Genomic DNA, 20,217 nt, shown 5'->3' on the forward strand with positions numbered 1-20,217 from the left:
ATCAAGACTATACTTGTCACATCTTGCGTGGTGGGTATGGTCTGACTGAAACAAGCTTTCAAGGATTCGTAACGTGATCAACGATATCAGAAAAGATGCTGAAGTACGCATGGACAAATGCGTCGAAGCATTCAAAAATCAAATCAGCAAAATTCGCACGGGTCGTGCTTCTCCCAGCCTGCTGGATGGCATTATCGTAGAATATTACGGCACGCCGACTCCGCTGCGCCAGCTGGCAAGCGTAACGGTTGAAGATTCCCGTACCCTGAAAATCAACGTGTTTGACCGTTCTATGGGGCCGGCTGTTGAGAAAGCGATTATGGCTTCTGACCTCGGTCTGAACCCAAGCTCAGCGGGTTCTGACATCCGCGTTCCGCTGCCACCGCTGACCGAAGAACGTCGTAAAGATCTGACCAAGATCGTACGTGGTGAAGCTGAAGGTGCGCGTGTTGCTGTGCGTAACGTACGCCGTGATGCCAACGACAAAGTGAAAGCGCTGCTGAAAGATAAAGAGATCAGCGAAGATGACGATCGCCGTTCTCAGGACGACGTACAGAAACTGACCGATGCTGCAATCAAGAAAGTTGATGCGGCGCTGGCAGAGAAAGAAGCGGAACTGATGCAGTTCTGATTCGCCTGTACGCTAAAAACGCCGCTTAGAAGGCCTGAGAAGGCTGGATGGCGGCGTTTTGCTTTTTTATCCTGTCTCAATTCTTCTGGATGTCTCATGAAGCAATTAACCATCCTGGGCTCAACCGGCTCTATTGGTTGCAGTACGCTCGATGTAGTACGCCATAACCCGGATAAATTTCGTGTTGCTGCGTTGGTAGCGGGTAAAAATGTCGCCCGTATGGTGGAGCAATGCCTTGAGTTTTCCCCCCGCTACGCGGTGATGGATGACGAAAAAAGTGCAGCGCTGGTGAAATCCGCATTGCGGGATCATGGAAGTCGCACCGAGGTTATGTGCGGGCAGCAGGCGGCCTGTGATATGGCCGCGCTGGATGATGTCGATCAGGTCATGGCGGCGATAGTTGGCGCGGCAGGTTTGTTGCCAACGCTTGCGGCAATCCGCGCAGGCAAAAACATTTTGCTGGCGAATAAAGAGTCTCTGGTAACCTGCGGACGTCTGTTTATGGACGACGTGAAACGGCATAAAGCGCAGCTTTTGCCGGTAGATAGCGAACATAACGCAATTTTTCAGAGTTTACCGCAACCTATCCAACACAATCTGGGATACGCTGACCTTGAGCAAAACGGCGTTGTGTCTGTTTTGCTTACCGGGTCTGGTGGCCCTTTCCGTGAAACGCCATTGCCCGATCTGGCTCTAATGACTCCCGATCAGGCATGTCGTCATCCGAATTGGTCGATGGGACGAAAAATCTCCGTCGATTCCGCCACCATGATGAATAAAGGTCTGGAATACATTGAAGCGCGTTGGTTGTTTAATGCCAGTGCAAGCCAGATGGAAGTGCTGATCCATCCACAGTCGGTTATTCACTCGATGGTCCGTTATCAGGATGGTAGCGTCCTGGCCCAGTTGGGTGAGCCTGATATGCGCACGCCTATCGCCCATACGATGGCATGGCCGGAACGTGTGAGCTCTGGGGTTAAGCCTGTCGATTTTTGCAAACTCAGTGCGTTGACGTTTTCCGCACCTGATTATCAGCGTTATCCGTGCCTGAAACTGGCGATGGACGCGTTTGAGCAAGGACAGGCTGCGACAACTGCGCTGAACGCCGCAAATGAGATTACCGTTGCTGCATTTTTGGCGCAGCAGATTCGATTTACGGATATCGCCGATCTCAATTTGTCCGTACTGGATAGGATGGATTTGCAGGAACCGCAGAGCGTTGAAGATGTGCTGAGGGTCGATGCCATCGCCAGAGACGTCGCGACAAAACAAGTGACACGACTCTCAAGCTGATGATAATCACTCTGTGAGGGATCGTGCTATTTGTTAGCGTTGGGCTTCAGTGATATAGTCTGCGCCACCTGATCGCAGGTATTTGCTTTTTTTCGATCGGGTAAGCCGTGGTTTGACACGGCTTTTTTGTGGATAGGCTTCAGTATTCCTGAGTACCGTATAATCCTTTCAGGGACTAAAAACGCGTTATGTTGTCTGCAACTAAACCATTAAGCGAGAACTTGCCAGCACATGGTTGTCGCCATGTCGCAATTATCATGGATGGCAATGGCCGCTGGGCGAAAAAGCAAGGGAAGATCCGCGCCTTTGGGCATAAGGCCGGAGCAAAATCCGTCCGCCGGGCTGTCTCTTTTGCTGCCAATAACGGTATTGACGCGTTAACGCTGTATGCCTTTAGCAGTGAGAACTGGAACCGACCAGCGCAGGAAGTTAGTGCGTTAATGGAATTGTTTGTGTGGGCACTTGATAGCGAAGTGAAAAACCTGCACCGCCATAACGTGCGTCTGCGTATTATTGGGGATATCAGTCGATTTAACACACGTTTGCAAGAACGGATTCGCAAGTCGGAAGCGCTTACAGCCCAGAATACCGGGTTAACGCTGAATATTGCCGCGAATTACGGTGGACGGTGGGATATTGTCCAGGGCGTCAGGCAACTGGCACAACAGGTGCAGGAAGGTCTGTTGCGTCCAGATCAAATTGATGAAGAGATGCTTGGTCAGCAAGTGTGTATGCATGAGCTGGCTCCTGTGGATTTAGTGATAAGGACTGGGGGAGAGCATCGAATTAGTAATTTTTTGTTGTGGCAAATTGCCTATGCCGAACTTTACTTTACGGATGTTCTCTGGCCCGATTTCGATGAACAAGACTTTGAAGGTGCGCTACATGCCTTTGCTAATCGTGAGCGTCGTTTCGGCGGCACCGAGCCCGGTGATGAAAAAGCCTGATGGGGGTCGCTTTTGCTGAAGTATCGCCTGATTTCTGCTTTTGTTTTAATACCCGTTGTCATCGCGGCGTTGTTTTTGTTGCCGCCGGTGGGGTTCGCCATTGTTACGCTGGTCGTCTGTATGCTGGCCGCCTGGGAATGGGGACAGTTAAGCGGTTTTGCCACGCGTACACAGCGAGTTTGGTTGGCGGTTTTGTGCGGGCTATTGCTGGCACTGATGCTGTTTTTGCTGCCTGAGTATCATCATAATATTCACCAACCGCTGGTTGAAGTGTCGCTTTGGGCGTCGCTGGGCTGGTGGGCCGTGGCGCTATTACTGGTGTTGTTTTACCCCGGTTCAGCCTCGGTCTGGCGTAATTCCAAAACATTACGCATAATTTTCGGCGTGTTAACCATTGTTCCTTTCTTTTGGGGAATGCTGGCGCTACGTGCCTGGCACTATGATGAGAATCATTATAGTGGCGCGCTATGGCTGCTCTATGTCATGATCCTCGTTTGGGGAGCGGACTCTGGTGCCTATATGTTTGGTAAGATGTTTGGCAAACATAAACTGGCGCCGAAGGTTTCTCCTGGTAAAACCTGGCAGGGTTTTATTGGCGGACTTGCCACTGCAGCTGTAATCTCGTGGGGTTATGGTATGTGGGCGAATCTTGAAGTTGCGCCTGTCACCTTGCTCATTTGCTCCATCGTTGCAGCCCTGGCCTCCGTGCTGGGTGACCTGACCGAGAGTATGTTTAAGCGTGAAGCAGGTATTAAGGACAGTGGTCACTTAATCCCAGGACACGGTGGTATTCTGGATCGTATTGACAGCCTGACGGCTGCGGTGCCGGTCTTTGCTTGCCTGTTGTTACTGGTATTCAGGACGCTCTAACGGATGGTCTTATGCTGAGTATTCTCTGGAATCTGGCTGCATTCATCGTTGCACTTGGTGTACTTATCACCGTGCATGAATTTGGTCATTTCTGGGTTGCACGGCGCTGCGGAGTCCGCGTCGAGCGCTTTTCCATTGGCTTTGGAAAAGCGCTTTGGCGCCGTACCGATAAACAGGGTACGGAATACGTGATCGCCTTAATTCCCCTCGGCGGTTACGTCAAAATGCTGGATGAGCGCGCTGAGCCCGTTGTACCGGAGCTGCGCCACTATGCTTTCAACAATAAAACAGTTGGGCAGCGCGCGGCCATTATCGCTGCAGGCCCGATTGCAAATTTCCTCTTCGCTATTTTTGCCTACTGGCTGGTGTTTATCATCGGTGTCCCTGGCGTTCGTCCGGTTGTTGGTGAAATAACACCCAACTCGATTGCTGCCCAGGCGCAAATTCAGCCAGGTACGGAACTAAAAGCGGTTGATGGTATCGAAACCCCTGATTGGGATACCGTCCGATTGCAGCTGGTAGCCAAAATTGGTGATGAGCAGACTATCCTCAGCGTGGCACCGTTTGGTAGTAACCAGCGACAGGATAAAACGCTGGATTTGCGCCAATGGGCATTTGAGCCAGACAAACAGGACCCCGTCACGAGTTTGGGCATTCGTCCTCGTGGTCCGCAGATTGAACCTGTGCTGTCAGAAGTGCAGGTAAACTCCGCGGCAAGTAAGGCGGGTTTGCAAGCTGGCGACAGGATCGTTAAAGTCAATGGTCAGCCGCTGACGCAATGGATGACGTTCGTGACGTTGGTGCGCGATAATCCGGATAAGCCGTTAGCGCTAGATATTGAAAGACAAGGAAGTTCCTTGTCTTTAACGTTAACCCCAGATTCAAAAGAGGTTAACGGGAAGGCAGAAGGTTTTGCGGGCGTGGTGCCTAAAGTTATTCCTCTGCCTGATGAGTATAAGACTGTACGCCAGTATGGGCCATTCAGCGCCATCCTCGAAGCCTCGGATAAAACGTGGCAGTTGATGAAGCTAACGGTCAGTATGCTGGGAAAATTGATTACCGGTGATGTAAAACTGAACAACCTCAGTGGGCCGATTTCTATCGCCCAGGGGGCTGGGATGTCAGCGGAGTTCGGGGTTATTTATTACCTGATGTTCCTTGCGCTTATCAGCGTGAACTTAGGGATAATCAACCTGTTTCCGTTGCCCGTTCTTGACGGGGGGCATCTGCTGTTCCTGGCGATTGAAAAGCTGAAGGGCGGTCCGGTATCCGAGCGGGTTCAAGACTTTAGTTATCGCATTGGCTCTATCTTGCTGGTGTTGTTAATGGGGCTTGCACTTTTCAATGATTTCTCTCGGTTGTAAGAGAGTGTTAGGAAGAACGCATAATAACGATGGCGATGAAAAAGTTGCTCATAGCGTCGCTGCTGTTTAGCAGCGCCACCGTATACGGTGCTGAAGGGTTCGTAGTGAAGGACATTCATTTCGAAGGCCTACAGCGAGTCGCCGTTGGTGCGGCTCTCCTCAGTATGCCGGTGCGCACAGGCGACACGGTTAATGATGAAGATATCAGTAATACCATTCGTGCTCTGTTCGCCACCGGTAACTTTGAGGATGTCCGCGTCCTGCGCGATGGTGATACCCTTCTGGTTCAGGTAAAAGAACGTCCGACGATTGCCAGCATCACTTTCTCCGGTAACAAATCGGTGAAAGATGACATGCTGAAGCAAAACCTCGAGGCGTCTGGCGTACGTGTTGGCGAGTCTCTGGATCGCACAACGCTTGCCGATATCGAAAAAGGTCTGGAAGATTTCTACTATAGCGTCGGTAAATACAGCGCCAGTGTGAAAGCAGTGGTCACGCCGTTGCCGCGTAACCGCGTTGACCTCAAACTGGTCTTCCAGGAAGGCGTTTCGGCGAAGATCCAACAGATCAATATCGTCGGCAACCATGCCTTCACAACCGACGAGCTTATCTCTCACTTCCAACTGCGCGATGAAGTACCGTGGTGGAACGTGGTGGGCGATCGTAAATACCAGAAACAGAAACTGGCGGGCGACCTTGAAACCCTGCGCAGCTACTATCTGGATCGCGGCTATGCTCGCTTCAATATCGATTCCACGCAGGTTAGCCTGACGCCGGATAAAAAAGGTATCTACATCACCGTTAACATCACAGAAGGCGAGCAGTACAAGCTTTCTGGGGTCCAGGTGAGTGGTAATCTGGCCGGGCACTCTGCCGAAATTGAGACCCTGACGAAAATCGAACCGGGTGAACTCTATAACGGCACTAAAGTGACCAAAATGGAAGATGATATCAAGAAGCTACTGGGACGCTATGGTTATGCCTACCCGCGTGTACAGTCGCAGCCTGAAATCAACGATGCAGACAAAACCGTTAAATTGCGTGTAAACGTGGATGCGGGTAACCGTTTCTATGTGCGTAAGATCCGTTTTGAAGGTAACGACACCTCGAAAGATTCCGTGCTGCGTCGCGAAATGCGCCAGATGGAAGGTGCCTGGTTGGGCAGCGATCTGGTTGACCAGGGTAAAGAGCGTCTGAACCGTCTGGGTTACTTTGAAACTGTCGATACCGATACTCAACGTGTTCCGGGCAGTCCTGATCAGGTTGATGTGGTTTATAAGGTGAAAGAGCGCAACACCGGTAGCTTTAACTTCGGTGTGGGTTACGGCACTGAAAGTGGCGTGAGCTTCCAGGCGGGCGTTCAGCAGGATAACTGGTTAGGTACCGGTTATTCCGTCGGGATTAGCGGCACCAAAAACGACTATCAGACCTATACTGAGCTGTCTGTCACCAACCCGTACTTCACCGTCGATGGTGTGAGTCTCGGTGGCCGTGTCTTCTATAACGACTTCCAGGCGGATGATGCAGATCTGTCCGACTATACCAACAAAAGCTATGGTACGGACGTAACGCTGGGCTTCCCGGTCAACGAATACAACACGTTGCGTGCAGGCCTGGGTTATGTACATAACAAACTGTCCAACATGCAGCCGCAGATTGCGATGGATCGTTATCTTGAATCCATGGGTGAAGACAATACCAACAGCTTTGCCGCGGATGATTTCACCTTCAACTACGGTTGGACCTACAACAAGCTGGACCGTGGGTATTTCCCTACGGAAGGTACGCGTGTCAACCTGAACGGTAAAGTGACCATCCCGGGTTCTGATAACGAATACTATAAAGCGACGTTGGATACGGCGACCTATGTGCCGATCGATGACGACCACAAATGGGTGGTTTTGGGACGCACCAAGCTGGGTTATGGTGATGGCATTGGCGGCAAAGAGATGCCGTTCTATGAGAACTTCTACGCGGGTGGTTCCAGCACTGTACGTGGCTTCCAGTCAAACACCATTGGTCCAAAAGCAGTCTATTTGCCAGGTGCTAAATCGGATTCCAATTCGAGTAACTATGAAGAGTGCTCGAGAACTGACAATAAACCTTGTCAATCAGACGATGCAGTCGGCGGTAACGCCATGGCTGTAGCGAGCCTGGAATTCATCACACCTACGCCGTTTATCAGCGATAAATATGCTAACTCGGTCCGTACTTCCTTCTTCTGGGATATGGGTACCGTGTGGGATACGAACTGGCAGAATACCGCTGACACCCGTGCAGTTGGCGTGCCAGACTACAGCGATCCGAATAATATCCGTATGTCTGCGGGTATCGCGTTACAATGGATGTCCCCATTGGGGCCGTTGGTTTTCTCCTACGCCCAACCGTTCAAGAAGTACGATGGAGACAAAGCGGAACAGTTCCAGTTTAACATTGGTAAAACCTGGTAATTGTTCTTCGCAAAGGAATGTAGTGGTAGTGTAGCGCTGACTTTAGGCGATCTTGCATGGGATCGCCTGGCCACGCAAAGAACTGCACCTTCGGGTGCAAATGGGATGGTAAGGAGTTAATTGTGAAAAAGTGGTTATTAGCTGCAGGTCTCGGTTTAGCGATGGCAACGTCCGCACAGGCTGCTGACAAAATTGCAATCGTCAACATGGGTAGCCTGTTCCAACAGGTTGCACAGAAGACGGGTGTTTCTACTACGCTGGAAAATGAGTTCAAAGGCCGCGCCAGCGAACTGCAGCGTATGGAATCCGACCTGCAATCTAAAATGCAGCGTCTGCAATCAATGAAAGCAGGCAGCGACCGTACCAAGCTGGAAAAAGACGTAATGGCTCAGCGCCAGACTTTCTCTCAGAAAGCGCAGGCTTTCGAGCAGGATCGTCAACGTCGTTCTAACGAAGAACGCGGCAAGCTGGTTAATCGTATCCAGACAGCTGTGAAATCTGTTGCGAGCAGCCAGAGCATCGATCTGGTTGTTGACGCGAACACCGTTGCATACAACAGCAGCGATGTAAAAGACATCACCGCTGACGTACTGAAACAGGTTAAATAAGTAATGCCTTCAATTCGACTGGCTGATTTAGCAGAGCAGTTGGATGCAGAATTACACGGTGATGGCGATATCGTCATCACCGGCGTAGCGTCCATGCAATCTGCGCAAACTGGCAATATCACGTTCATGGTGAATCCAAAGTACCGTGAGCACCTGAGTGCATGCCAGGCTTCTGCCGTTGTGATGACGCAGGACTCCCTTCCATTTGCTAAGAGTGCTGTGCTGGTAGTGAAGAATCCCTACCTGACCTATGCACGAATGGCGCAAATTTTAGATACCACGCCTCAGCCTGCGCAAAATATTGCACCGAGTGCAGTAATCGATGCGACGGCGAAGTTGGGTAACAACGTTTCTGTGGGCGCGAATGCGGTCATTGAGTCTGGCGTAGAACTGGGCGATAACGTGGTTATCGGCGCAGGTTGCTTCGTTGGAAAAAACACAAAAATCGGCGCAGGTTCACGCTTGTGGGCGAATGTGACGATTTACCACGACATTCAGATCGGTGAAAATTGCCTGATCCAGTCCAGCACCGTTGTCGGATCCGACGGATTTGGTTACGCGAACGATCGCGGTAACTGGGTGAAGATCCCGCAGCTTGGTCGCGTGATTATTGGCGATCGTGTTGAGATTGGCGCATGTACCACAATTGACCGTGGTGCGCTGGACGATACCGTGATCGGTAATGGTGTTATCATTGATAACCAGTGCCAGATTGCGCATAACGTCGTGATTGGCGACAATACGGCTGTAGCCGGTGGCGTCATTATGGCGGGTAGCCTGAAGATTGGCCGTTACTGCATGATTGGCGGCGCCAGCGTGATTAATGGGCATATGGAAATATGCGACAAAGTCACGGTAACTGGCATGGGTATGGTGATGCGTCCTATCACTGAACCGGGCGTCTACTCCTCAGGCATTCCGCTACAACCCAACAAGGTATGGCGTAAAACAGCTGCACTGGTGATGAACATTGATGATATGAGCAAGCGCCTCAAAGCGATTGAGCGCAAGGTTAATCAACAAGACTAAAGCACCGTCTTTGCATGTCTGACTTTTCGGCCTGTCCCATTCATACGATTGCGACAGGCCGTGTTATTATTGCCTTTTAGTATATTTTGACAGGAAGAGTATTTTGACTACTAACACTCATACTCTGCATATTGAAGAGATTTTAGAACTTCTGCCGCACCGTTTTCCGTTTTTACTGGTAGACCGCGTGCTGGATTTTGAAGAAGGTCGTTTTCTGCGCGCAGTGAAAAATGTATCCGTTAACGAGCCTTTCTTTCAGGGCCACTTCCCGGGTAAACCGATTTTTCCTGGCGTGTTGATTCTGGAAGCGATGGCGCAGGCCACGGGTATTCTGGCGTTTAAAAGCGTAGGAAAACTGGAACCGGGCGAACTGTATTATTTCGCTGGTATTGATGAAGCACGCTTTAAGCGTCCCGTCGTGCCTGGCGATCAGATGATCATGGAAGTGACTTTCGAGAAAACGCGCCGCGGCCTGACCCGTTTCAAAGGGGTTGCACTGGTCGACGGTAAAGTTGTGTGCGAAGCAACGATGATGTGTGCCCGTAGCCGGGAGGCCTGATACGTGATTGATAAATCCGCCTTTATTCACCCAACAGCCATTGTCGAAGACGGCGCCAGCATTGGCGCTAATGCTCACATTGGCCCATTTTGTATTGTTGGACCCCATGTTGAAATTGGTGAGGGTACCGTACTGAAGTCTCACGTTGTCGTGAATGGCCATACCAAAATTGGTCGCGATAACGAGATTTATCAGTTTGCCTCCATCGGTGAAGTGAACCAGGACCTGAAATATGCTGGTGAACCGACCCGTGTGGAAATTGGCGATCGCAACCGCATTCGCGAAAGCGTCACCATTCATCGTGGCACAGTGCAAGGCGGTGGGTTGACGAAGGTGGGCAGCGATAACTTACTGATGATTAACGCACACGTTGCGCATGATTGTACGGTAGGTAACCGTTGCATTCTGGCGAATAACGCGACACTTGCCGGACATGTTTCGCTTGATGATTTTGTTATCATCGGCGGCATGACCGCGGTGCATCAGTTCTGCATTATTGGTGCACACGTGATGGTGGGTGGCTGCTCTGGCGTAGCCCAGGACGTCCCGCCATACGTTATCGCCCAGGGTAACCACGCGACGCCATTTGGCGTTAATATCGAAGGTCTGAAGCGTCGCGGCTTCACCCGTGAAGCCATTACTGCGATCCGCAACGCCTATAAAGCGCTGTACCGCAGCGGTAAAACGCTTGAGGAAGTGAAACCGGAAATCGCCGAACTGGCGAAGCAGTACCCCGATGTTCAGGCTTTTAGTGACTTCTTTGAACGCTCAACGCGTGGTCTGATTCGTTAATGACTGAACAGCGTCCTTTAACGATTGCCCTTGTCGCCGGAGAAACCTCCGGCGATATTCTTGGTGCCGGTTTAATTCGTGCACTCAAGGCCCGTGTTCCCAATGCGCGGTTTGTTGGCGTTGCGGGTCCATTGATGCAGGCGGAAGGTTGTGAAGCCTGGTACGAAATGGAAGAACTGGCAGTAATGGGCATTGTAGAAGTGCTCGGGCGCCTGCGCCGTTTACTGCATATCCGTGCCGATCTCACTCGCCGATTCACCGACCTTAAGCCGGATGTTTTCGTCGGGATTGATGCGCCTGATTTCAACATTACCCTCGAAGGCAACCTGAAATCGCAGGGCATAAAAACTATTCATTACGTCAGTCCTTCTGTGTGGGCCTGGCGACAGAAACGCGTTTTCAAAATAGGCAGATCCACCAATATGGTGCTGGCCTTTCTGCCTTTCGAAAAAGCGTTTTATGACAAATTTAACGTCCCGTGCCGCTTCATCGGCCACACTATGGCGGATGCCATGCCGCTGGATCCGGATAAAAACGCAGCGCGTGATGTGTTAGGCATTCCTCATGATGCTCACTGCCTGGCGCTTTTGCCTGGGAGTCGCGGTGCAGAAGTGGAGATGCTCAGCGCTGATTTTCTGAAAACGGCGCAGCTATTACGTCAGCATTATCCGGATCTCGAAGTCGTCGTGCCGTTGGTCAATGCCAAACGGCGCGAGCAATTTGAACGTATCAAGGCTGAGGTTGCCCCGGAACTTTCCGTGCATATGCTCAATGGAATGGGACGCGAAGCAATGGTCGCCAGTGATGCTGCGCTGTTGGCCTCTGGCACGGCTGCACTGGAATGTATGCTGGCGAAATGCCCGATGGTGGTTGGCTACCGTATGAAACCTTTCACTTTCTGGTTGGCGAAGCGTCTGGTGAAGACTGATTACGTTTCGCTACCTAACCTGCTGGCGGGAAGAGAACTGGTTAAAGAGCTGTTGCAGGATGAATGTGAGCCGCAGGCGCTGGCGCACGCGTTGCTGCCTCTGTTGGCGAACGGTAAAACCAGCCATGCGATGCACGACACGTTCCGCGAATTGCACCAGCAGATCCGTTGCAATGCGGATGAGCAGGCGGCGGATGCAGTCCTGGAGTTAGCACAATGATTGAATTTGTTTATCCGCATACGCATTTGGTAGCGGGTGTGGATGAAGTCGGGCGCGGCCCTTTGGTCGGCGCGGTAGTGACTGCCGCCGTCATTCTGGATCCGGCTCGCCCTATTATCGGTCTTAACGACTCAAAAAAACTGTCGGAAAAGCGTCGTCTGTCACTTTACGATGAAATCAAAGAAAAAGCGTTAAGCTGGAGTTTGGGTCGTGCGGAACCGCATGAAATCGACGAGCTGAACATTTTGCATGCCACCATGCTGGCGATGCAGCGTGCGGTTGCGGGTCTGCATATTGCGCCGGAATACGTGCTGATTGACGGCAATCGTTGCCCGGCATTACCGATGCCGTCAATGGCGGTGGTCAAAGGTGATAGCCGCGTGGCGGAGATTAGCGCTGCGTCGATACTGGCAAAAGTCACCCGTGACGCTGAAATGGCGGCCCTGGATACGGTTTTCCCGCAGTATGGCTTTGCACAGCACAAAGGTTATCCGACCGCTTTTCATCTGGAAAAGTTGGCACTGCATGGCGCAACAGAGCACCATCGCCGTAGTTTTGGCCCCGTCAAACGCGCACTGGGACTCACGTCCTGATTCTTGTGTCGAAGGAATCTGAAGATGTCTGAACCTCGTTTCGTCCACCTGCGGGTGCACAGCGACTACTCCATGATCGATGGGCTGGCGAAAACCGGGCCGCTGGTGAAAAAGGCGGCCGCGTTGGGCATGCCTGCGCTGGCGATCACCGATTTTACCAACCTGTGTGGTCTGGTGAAGTTTTACGGAGCGGGTCATGGCGCAGGTATTAAGCCGATTGTTGGCGCAGATTTTCATGTCCGTAGCGAACTATTGGGTGATGAACTCACGCAACTGACTGTACTGGCTGCTAATAATACGGGCTACCAGAACCTGACGTTGTTGATATCAAAAGCCTATCAGCGCGGCTATGGCGCAGAAGGGCCGGTGATCGACAGAGACTGGCTGGTTGAGCTAAAAGACGGGTTAATCTTGCTTTCCGGCGGCCGTATGGGCGACGTCGGACGCAGCCTGTTGCGTGGGAACAACGCACTGGTCGACGAGTGCGTGGCGTTTTATGAAGAGCATTTCCCTGATTGCTACTTCCTTGAGCTGATCCGTACCGGTCGACAGGATGAAGAAAATTACCTGCATGCTGCAGTAGCGCTGGCCGAAACACGCGGCCTGCCGGTGGTCGCGACCAACGATGTTCGCTTCCTTGAAACCGGTGACTTTGACGCGCATGAAATCCGCGTAGCAATCCACGACGGATTCACCCTTGATGATCCCAAACGCCCGCGTAACTATTCGCCGCAGCAGTACATGCGCAGCGAAGAGGAGATGTGCGAGCTGTTCTCCGATATCCCGGAAGCGCTGGAAAACACCGTCGAGATTGCTAAACGTTGCAACGTGACGGTGCGCCTGGGTGAATACTTCCTGCCGCAGTTCCCGACTGGCGACATGACCACCGAAGATTTCCTTGTGGCGAAATCACGCGAAGGGCTGGAAGAACGTCTCGAATTTTTGTTCCCTGACCCTGAGGTTCGCGCGCAGAAGCGCCCGCCTTATGATGAACGTCTGGAAGTTGAACTTAAAGTTATCAACCAGATGGGATTCCCGGGCTACTTCCTGATCGTTATGGAATTTATCCAGTGGTCGAAAGATAACGGCGTACCGGTAGGCCCGGGGCGTGGTTCCGGCGCTGGCTCACTTGTTGCCTATGCGCTGAAAATTACCGATCTCGACCCGCTGGAATTTGACCTGCTGTTCGAACGGTTCCTGAACCCGGAACGTGTCTCAATGCCTGACTTCGACGTTGACTTCTGTATGGAGAAACGTGACCAGGTCATTGAACACGTGGCGGAAATGTACGGTCGTGATGCGGTTTCGCAGATTATTACCTTCGGTACGATGGCGGCAAAAGCGGTTATCCGCGACGTGGGTCGCGTACTGGGTCACCCGTATGGCTTTGTTGACCGTATTTCGAAACTGGTGCCGCCCGATCCGGGCATGACGCTGGCTAAAGCCTTTGAAGCCGAACCTCAACTGCCGGAAATCTATGAGGCAGATGAAGAGGTTAGAGCGCTTATTGATATGGCGCGCAAGCTGGAAGGTGTCACGCGTAACGCGGGTAAGCACGCCGGTGGCGTGGTTATCGCACCGACCAAAATTACCGATTTTGCGCCGCTGTACTGCGATGAGCAGGGGCTGCACCCGGTTACCCAGTTTGATAAGAACGACGTGGAATACGCCGGCCTGGTGAAATTCGACTTCCTCGGTCTGCGTACGCTCACCATCATTAACTGGGCGCTGGAGATGATCAACGCGCGGCGTGAGAAGAACGGCGAACCGCCGCTGGATATCGCCGCGATTCCGCTGGACGACAAGAAAAGCTTCGACATGCTGCAACGCTCGGAGACAACAGCCGTCTTCCAGCTTGAATCCCGCGGCATGAAAGATCTGATCAAACGTCTGCAGCCTGACTGCTTCGAAGATATGATAGCCCTGGTGGCCCTGTTCCGACCGGGTCCGCTACAGTCAGGGATGGTAGATAACTTTATCGACCGTAAGCATGGCCGTGAAGAGATTTCCTACCCGGACGTACAATGGCAGCATGAGTGTCTGAAACCGGTACTGGAGCCGACCTACGGCATTATCCTGTATCAGGAACAGGTTATGCAGATTGCCCAGGAGCTGTCCGGATACACCCTTGGCGGCGCGGATATGCTGCGTCGTGCGATGGGTAAGAAAAAGCCGGAAGAGATGGCCAAGCAGCGCGGCACCTTTGAAGAAGGGGCGAAAAAGCGCGGCGTCGACGGCGAACTGGCGATGAAAATCTTTGACCTGGTGGAGAAATTCGCCGGTTACGGATTTAACAAATCGCACTCCGCTGCCTATGCGCTGGTTTCTTACCAGACGCTGTGGCTGAAGGCGCATTATCCTGCCGAGTTTATGGCGGCGGTAATGACCGCCGATATGGATAACACAGAGAAAGTCGTCGGACTGGTGGATGAATGCTGGCGCATGGGGCTCAAAATCCTGCCGCCGGACATCAACTCCGGGCTTTATCATTTTCACGTGAATGATGATGGCGAGATTGTCTACGGCATCGGCGCGATAAAAGGCGTGGGTGAAGGGCCAATTGAAGCTATTATTGAGGCGCGAAATGAAGGTGGTTACTTCCGCGAGCTGTTTGATCTCTGTGCGCGTACGGATATCAAAAAACTCAACCGCCGGGTGCTGGAAAAGCTAATCATGTCCGGGGCGTTTGACCGCCTTGGCCCGCATCGCGCGGCGTTGATGAACTCGCTCAGCGATGCCCTAAAAGCCGCCGATCAGCATGCGAAAGCCGAAGCAATTGGTCAGGCTGATATGTTTGGCGTACTGGCGGAAGAGCCGGAACAAATTGAACAGTCTTATGCCAACTGTACGCCGTGGCCGGAGCAGGTGGTATTAGACGGTGAGCGTGAAACGTTAGGTCTTTACCTGACGGGACACCCTATCAATCAGTATTTAAAAGAAATTGAGCGCTATGTTGGAGGTCACAGGCTGAAAGACATGCATCCGACAGAACGTGGTAAAGTCACCACGGCTGCGGGGCTCGTCATTGCTGCGCGGGTAATGGTCACCAAGCGCGGCAATCGTATCGGCATCTGTACACTGGATGACCGTTCCGGGCGTCTGGAAGTGATGTTATTTACCGATGCTCTGGATAAATACCAGCAATTGCTGGAAAAAGACCGCATACTTATCGTCAGCGGACAGGTCAGCTTTGATGACTTCAGCGGCGGGCTTAAAATGATGGCCCGTGAAGTCATGGATATTGACGAAGCCCGGGAAAAATATGCTCGCGGGCTTGCTATCTCGCTGACGGACAGGCAAATTGATGACCAGCTTTTAAACCGACTCCGTCAGTCTCTGGAACCCCACCGCTCGGGGACAATTCCAGTACATCTCTACTATCAGAGGGCGGATGCGCGTGCGCGTTTGCGTTTTGGCGCAACGTGGCGTGTCTCTCCGAGCGATCGTTTGCTAAACGATCTCCGTGGCCTTATTGGTTCGGAGCAGGTGGAACTGGAGTTTGACTAATACAGGAATACTATGAGTCTGAATTTCCTTGATTTTGAACAGCCGATTGCAGAGCTGGAAGCAAAAATCGATTCTCTGACTGCGGTTAGCCGTCAGGATGAGAAACTGGATATTAACATCGATGAAGAAGTGCATCGTCTGCGTGAAAAAAGCGTAGAACTGACGCGTAAAATCTTCGCCGATCTTGGCGCATGGCAGGTAGCCCAACTGGCGCGCCATCCACAGCGTCCGTACACCCTGGATTATGTCCGCCTGGCATTTGATGAATTTGATGAGCTGGCGGGCGATCGTGCCTATGCGGATGATAAAGCTATCGTCGGCGGCATCGCGCGTCTGGATGGCCGTCCGGTGATGATCATTGGTCATCAGAAAGGCCGTGAGACCAAAGAAAAAATCCGTCGTAATTTCGGCATGCCAGCGCCGGAAGGTTATCGCAAAGCGCTGCGTCTGATGGAAATGGCTGAACGTTTCAATATGCCGATCATTACCTTCATCGACACCCCTGGGGCATACCCGGGCGTGGGCGCGGAAGAGCGTGGCCAGTCTGAAGCGATTGCGCGCAACCTGCGTGAAATGTCGCGTCTGAGCGTGCCGGTTATCTGTACCGTTATCGGTGAAGGTGGCTCCGGCGGCGCGCTGGCGATCGGCGTGGGTGATAAAGTGAATATGCTGCAGTACAGCACCTATTCCGTTATCTCTCCGGAAGGCTGCGCCTCCATTTTGTGGAAAAGCGCCGACAAAGCGCCACTGGCCGCAGAAGCGATGGGCATCATCGCCCCGCGTCTGAAAGAGCTGAAGCTGATTGACTCTATCATCCCGGAACCGTTGGGCGGCGCCCATCGTAACCCGGAAGTGATGGCGGCATCCCTGAAAGCACAACTGCTGGCCGATCTCGCCGATCTCGACGTGTTAAGCAAAGAAGATTTGAAAAACCGTCGTTACCAGCGTCTGATGAGCTATGGTTACGCGTAAACTGCATTAATTCTGAAAAGGGCCACAACGCTGTGGCCCTTTTTTTTACCTGCAGTTTGACCAGGCTATGCTTAACTAAGGTTTTTCCAGGAGGAACGCATGAATATCATTGCCATCATGGGACCGCATGGCGTCTTTTATAAAGATGAGCCCATCAAGGAACTTGAACGTGCGCTGCAGCAGCAGGGATTTCAGATTATCTGGCCGCAGAATAGCGTCGACCTGCTGAAGTTTATCGAGCATAACCCGCGAATTTGCGGCGTCATTTTTGACTGGGATGAATACAGTCTGGATCTGTGCAGCGACATCAACCAGCTCAATGAGTATCTCCCGCTCTACGCTTTTATTAATACCCATTCGACGATGGATGTCAGCGCACACGACCTGCGCATGGCGCTGTGGTTCTTTGAGTACGCATTGGGCCAGTCTGATGATATTGCTACGCGTATTCGCCAGTACACCAATGAATATCTCGACAACATTACGCCACCTTTTACCAAAGCGCTGTTTACCTATGTGAAGGAAGGGAAGTATACCTTCTGCACGCCTGGGCACATGGCGGGAACGGCGTACCAGAAAAGTCCGGTCGGCTGCCTGTTCTATGATTTCTTTGGCGGCAATACGCTGAAAGCCGACGTGTCCATTTCCGTAACCGAACTGGGCTCATTGCTTGATCATACCGGTCCGCATCTGGAAGCGGAGGAGTATATCGCGCGTACTTTTGGTGCCGAGCAGAGCTATATGGTGACCAACGGCACCTCGACATCGAACAAGATTGTCGGTATGTATGCTGCACCTGCAGGCAGTACGCTCCTGATTGACCGCAACTGCCATAAGTCACTGGCGCATTTGCTGATGATGAGTGATGTGGTGCCAATCTGGCTGAAGCCTACGCGTAACGCGCTGGGGATCCTCGGCGGTATACCCCGTCGGGAATTTACCCACGCAAGCATTGAACGCAAAGTTGAGGAAACCAATCAGGCGCAATGGCCGGTCCACGCGGTGATCACCAACTCCACCTATGATGGCCTGTTGTATAACACCAACTGGATCAAACAAACGCTGGATGTGCCCTCCATCCATTTTGATTCAGCCTGGGTGCCGTATACCCATTTTCATCCGATCTATCAGGGGAAAAGCGGGATGAGCGGCGAACGGGTTCCGGGAAAGGTGATTTTTGAAACCCAGTCCACCCACAAGATGCTGGCGGCGTTGTCACAGGCTTCGCTGATTCATATTAAAGGCGATTATGACGAAGACACGTTCAACGAAGCCTTTATGATGCACACCTCCACGTCTCCGAGCTACCCGATTGTGGCATCGATAGAAACGGCGGCGGCAATGCTGCGTGGCAATTCAGGCAAGCGGTTAATCAATCGTTCGGTGGAACGGGCGCTGCATTTCCGTAAAGAAGTGCAGCGGCTACGCGAAGAGTCAGATGGCTGGTTCTTTGACATCTGGCAGCCGGAAAGGGTGGATGAAGCAGAGTGCTGGCCGGTAGCGCCAGGTGAAGACTGGCACGGATTTGTCGATGCTGACGCCGACCACATGTTCCTCGACCCGGTGAAAGTGACCATTCTGACGCCGGGAATGGATGAACAGGGAAATATGAGCGAAGAGGGGATCCCCGCAGCGCTGGTGGCGAAATTCCTCGATGAACGCGGCGTCGTCGTCGAGAAAACGGGACCGTATAACCTGTTGTTCCTGTTCAGCATTGGTATTGATAAAACCCGGGCGATGGGGTTGCTGCGCGGCCTGACGGAATTTAAACGTTCATACGACCTGAATTTACGCGTGAAAAATATGCTGCCGGATCTGTATGCCGAAGATCCTGATTTCTATCGTAATATGCGTATTCAGGATCTGGCGCAGGGGATCCATCAGTTGATCCGCCAGCACGATCTCTCCGGGCTGATGCTGCGGGCATTTGATACCTTACCGGAAATGAAAATGACACCTCACCAGGCCTGGCAGCGGCAGATCAAGGGTGAAGTCGAAACGGTAGCACTTGATCAACTGGTGGGGCGCGTTTCCGCCAATATGATCCTGCCTTACCCTCCCGGTGTGCCGCTGCTGATGCCCGGGGAAATGATCACTGCCAAAAGCCGTGCTGTACTCGATTTCCTGCTGATGCTGTGCTCGGTGGGGCAGCGCTACCCTGGATTTGAAACCGATATCCATGGCGCTAAACTGGGTGAGGACGGCGTGTATCGTGTGAGAGTCCTGAAAATGGCATAACGACTTGCCTGAACCCGTTGCGCACGAGTAACGTGCTGAGAGTAAAATTAAAGAGGCGAAGAGCATGCTGGGGTTAAAACAGGTTCACCATATTGCCATTATTGCGACGGACTACAGGGCCAGTAAGGCATTTTACTGCGATGTATTAGGTTTCACGTTAATGAGCGAAGCCTACCGGGAAGAGCGTGACTCCTGGAAAGGCGATCTGGCGCTGAACGGCCAGTACGTGATTGAGCTGTTTTCTTTTCCGTTTCCGCCTTGCCGCCCGAGTCGACCGGAAGCCTGCGGTTTACGCCATCTGGCGTTCAGCGTCGAGGATGTGGAAAAGTCGATTGCTCATCTTGAAGCCCATCATGTGAAATGTGAGCCGGTGCGCATCGATCCGTTTACCGGCAAACGCTTTACGTTTTTTAACGATCCAGACGGATTACCGCTTGAACTGTACGAGCTGTAAGGCTTGTCATTGTGGCGTTAGCCCGGTAACGTGCCGGGCAATGCTATTGTAAGCAATCATCATGACGACACTTACACTGAACACTTCACTTCTGAACACTAACGCGATCCTCGTTGCCTTTAGCGGCGGCCTCGACTCTACCGTACTACTGCATCAGTTGGTGCTGTGGCGAGCGCAGCATCCTGATGTCGCCCTACGCGCAATCCATATTCATCACGGATTAAGCCCGCACGCAGACAGTTGGGTACAGCACTGTGAGTCGGTATGTGCGCAGTGGCAGGTGCCGCTGGTGGTTGAACGGGTCCATCTTGAGGATGATGGCCTGGGCATCGAAGCGCAGGCTCGACGCGCGCGCTATCAGGCCTTTGCGCAGACGCTGCTGCCTGGAGAGGTGCTGATGACCGCCCAGCATCTGGATGACCAGTGTGAAACATTCCTGCTGGCGCTTAAGCGTGGCAGCGGTCCTGCCGGACTTTCCGCCATGGGCGAAAACTCACCGTTCGCCGGAACCCAACTGATTCGACCGTTGCTGGCGCAAACGCGAGAGGCGCTTGAAACTTGGGCGCGCCAGCATGAATTACGCTGGATTGAAGATGAAAGCAATCAGGATGACACCTACGATCGCAATTTCCTCAGGTTGTGCGTTACCCCATTGCTCCAACAGCGCTGGCCGCACTTCGCGCAAGCCACTGCTCGCAGCGCCGCGCTGTGCGCCGAGCAGGAGGGCTTACTGGATGAACTGCTGGCCAGCGATTTAGCCGA

Annotated in this window: 17 protein-coding genes; all 17 read left to right on the forward strand. The window is 52.5% G+C overall.

Going from position 1 to position 20,217, the window contains the following annotated elements; genetic code table 11:
- Window positions 1-73 precede the first annotated feature (73 nt).
- A complete protein-coding gene (gene frr, locus JTI85_RS05300; protein ID WP_005132113.1) occupies window positions 74-631 on the forward strand; it encodes a ribosome recycling factor in 558 nt (185 codons plus the stop codon).
- 96 nt (window positions 632-727) lie between these two features.
- Window positions 728-1,924 carry a 1-deoxy-D-xylulose-5-phosphate reductoisomerase gene (gene ispC / locus JTI85_RS05305; protein ID WP_048212647.1) on the forward strand — a complete coding sequence of 399 codons (1,197 nt, stop codon included), beginning with the start codon at window positions 728-730 and terminating at the stop codon, window positions 1,922-1,924.
- A 188-nt stretch (window positions 1,925-2,112) separates the two neighbouring features.
- Window positions 2,113-2,871: a (2E,6E)-farnesyl-diphosphate-specific ditrans,polycis-undecaprenyl-diphosphate synthase gene (ispU, locus tag JTI85_RS05310; protein ID WP_219352222.1), complete on the forward strand. Its 759-nt coding sequence runs from the start codon at window positions 2,113-2,115 to the stop codon at window positions 2,869-2,871.
- A gap of 12 nt (window positions 2,872-2,883) precedes the next feature.
- Complete coding sequence (gene cdsA, locus JTI85_RS05315; protein ID WP_048212646.1) at window positions 2,884-3,741, forward strand: phosphatidate cytidylyltransferase; 858 nt, start codon at window positions 2,884-2,886, stop codon at window positions 3,739-3,741.
- Window positions 3,742-3,752: 11 nt separating this feature from the next.
- Window positions 3,753-5,105, forward strand: a complete 1,353-nt coding sequence (gene rseP, locus JTI85_RS05320; RefSeq protein ID WP_061067278.1) for a sigma E protease regulator RseP — start codon at window positions 3,753-3,755, stop codon at window positions 5,103-5,105.
- A 29-nt stretch (window positions 5,106-5,134) separates the two neighbouring features.
- Complete coding sequence (gene bamA / locus JTI85_RS05325; protein WP_061067279.1) at window positions 5,135-7,555, forward strand: outer membrane protein assembly factor BamA; 2,421 nt, start codon at window positions 5,135-5,137, stop codon at window positions 7,553-7,555.
- A gap of 122 nt (window positions 7,556-7,677) precedes the next feature.
- A complete protein-coding gene (gene skp, locus JTI85_RS05330; protein ID WP_005132103.1) occupies window positions 7,678-8,163 on the forward strand; it encodes a molecular chaperone Skp in 486 nt (161 codons plus the stop codon).
- A gap of 3 nt (window positions 8,164-8,166) precedes the next feature.
- A complete protein-coding gene (gene lpxD, locus JTI85_RS05335; RefSeq protein WP_040230032.1) occupies window positions 8,167-9,192 on the forward strand; it encodes a UDP-3-O-(3-hydroxymyristoyl)glucosamine N-acyltransferase in 1,026 nt (341 codons plus the stop codon).
- Window positions 9,193-9,295: 103 nt separating this feature from the next.
- Window positions 9,296-9,751 carry a 3-hydroxyacyl-ACP dehydratase FabZ gene (gene fabZ / locus JTI85_RS05340; RefSeq protein ID WP_003018528.1) on the forward strand — a complete coding sequence of 152 codons (456 nt, stop codon included), beginning with the start codon at window positions 9,296-9,298 and terminating at the stop codon, window positions 9,749-9,751.
- 3 nt (window positions 9,752-9,754) lie between these two features.
- Window positions 9,755-10,543: an acyl-ACP--UDP-N-acetylglucosamine O-acyltransferase gene (gene lpxA, locus JTI85_RS05345; protein ID WP_005132096.1), complete on the forward strand. Its 789-nt coding sequence runs from the start codon at window positions 9,755-9,757 to the stop codon at window positions 10,541-10,543.
- On the forward strand, window positions 10,543-11,691 hold the full coding sequence (gene lpxB / locus JTI85_RS05350; protein WP_061067280.1) for a lipid-A-disaccharide synthase: 1,149 nt from the start codon (window positions 10,543-10,545) through the stop codon (window positions 11,689-11,691). Before lpxA ends, lpxB begins: the two co-directional genes overlap by 1 nt.
- Window positions 11,688-12,284 carry a ribonuclease HII gene (rnhB, locus tag JTI85_RS05355; protein ID WP_048212642.1) on the forward strand — a complete coding sequence of 199 codons (597 nt, stop codon included), beginning with the start codon at window positions 11,688-11,690 and terminating at the stop codon, window positions 12,282-12,284. Before lpxB ends, rnhB begins: the two co-directional genes overlap by 4 nt.
- A gap of 24 nt (window positions 12,285-12,308) precedes the next feature.
- The gene (gene dnaE, locus JTI85_RS05360) at window positions 12,309-15,791 is read left to right on the forward strand and encodes a DNA polymerase III subunit alpha (protein WP_086523582.1); all 3,483 of its coding nucleotides are present in this window, start codon (window positions 12,309-12,311) and stop codon (window positions 15,789-15,791) included.
- A 12-nt stretch (window positions 15,792-15,803) separates the two neighbouring features.
- The gene (accA, locus tag JTI85_RS05365; RefSeq protein WP_061067282.1) at window positions 15,804-16,763 is read left to right on the forward strand and encodes an acetyl-CoA carboxylase carboxyl transferase subunit alpha; all 960 of its coding nucleotides are present in this window, start codon (window positions 15,804-15,806) and stop codon (window positions 16,761-16,763) included.
- 99 nt (window positions 16,764-16,862) lie between these two features.
- The gene (gene ldcC / locus JTI85_RS05370) at window positions 16,863-19,001 is read left to right on the forward strand and encodes a lysine decarboxylase LdcC (protein ID WP_116360695.1); all 2,139 of its coding nucleotides are present in this window, start codon (window positions 16,863-16,865) and stop codon (window positions 18,999-19,001) included.
- A 64-nt stretch (window positions 19,002-19,065) separates the two neighbouring features.
- The gene (locus JTI85_RS05375) at window positions 19,066-19,455 is read left to right on the forward strand and encodes a VOC family protein (RefSeq protein WP_048212638.1); all 390 of its coding nucleotides are present in this window, start codon (window positions 19,066-19,068) and stop codon (window positions 19,453-19,455) included.
- A 61-nt stretch (window positions 19,456-19,516) separates the two neighbouring features.
- Window positions 19,517-20,217, forward strand: a 701-nt coding sequence (gene tilS / locus JTI85_RS21270; RefSeq protein WP_255575189.1) for a tRNA lysidine(34) synthetase TilS, incomplete at its 3' end; no start/stop codon positions are given.

This window comes from Citrobacter sp. Colony219 (assembly GCF_019382635.1).
GTDB lineage: Bacteria > Pseudomonadota > Gammaproteobacteria > Enterobacterales > Enterobacteriaceae > Citrobacter > Citrobacter youngae.

Bases quoted from the DNA above. Each gene is read 5' to 3' on its own strand.
- bamA (WP_061067279.1), top strand. From the start codon at position 5,135: ATGGCGATGAAAAAGTTGCTCATAGCGTCGCTGCTGTTTAGCAGCGCC.
- accA (WP_061067282.1), top strand. From the start codon at position 15,804: ATGAGTCTGAATTTCCTTGATTTTGAACAGCCGATTGCAGAGCTGGAA.
- rseP (WP_061067278.1), top strand. From the start codon at position 3,753: ATGCTGAGTATTCTCTGGAATCTGGCTGCATTCATCGTTGCACTTGGT.
- ldcC (WP_116360695.1), top strand. From the start codon at position 16,863: ATGAATATCATTGCCATCATGGGACCGCATGGCGTCTTTTATAAAGAT.
- dnaE (WP_086523582.1), top strand. From the start codon at position 12,309: ATGTCTGAACCTCGTTTCGTCCACCTGCGGGTGCACAGCGACTACTCC.
- lpxB (WP_061067280.1), top strand. From the start codon at position 10,543: ATGACTGAACAGCGTCCTTTAACGATTGCCCTTGTCGCCGGAGAAACC.
- lpxD (WP_040230032.1), top strand. From the start codon at position 8,167: ATGCCTTCAATTCGACTGGCTGATTTAGCAGAGCAGTTGGATGCAGAA.
- rnhB (WP_048212642.1), top strand. From the start codon at position 11,688: ATGATTGAATTTGTTTATCCGCATACGCATTTGGTAGCGGGTGTGGAT.
- ispU (WP_219352222.1), top strand. From the start codon at position 2,113: ATGTTGTCTGCAACTAAACCATTAAGCGAGAACTTGCCAGCACATGGT.
- ispC (WP_048212647.1), top strand. From the start codon at position 728: ATGAAGCAATTAACCATCCTGGGCTCAACCGGCTCTATTGGTTGCAGT.
- JTI85_RS05375 (WP_048212638.1), top strand. From the start codon at position 19,066: ATGCTGGGGTTAAAACAGGTTCACCATATTGCCATTATTGCGACGGAC.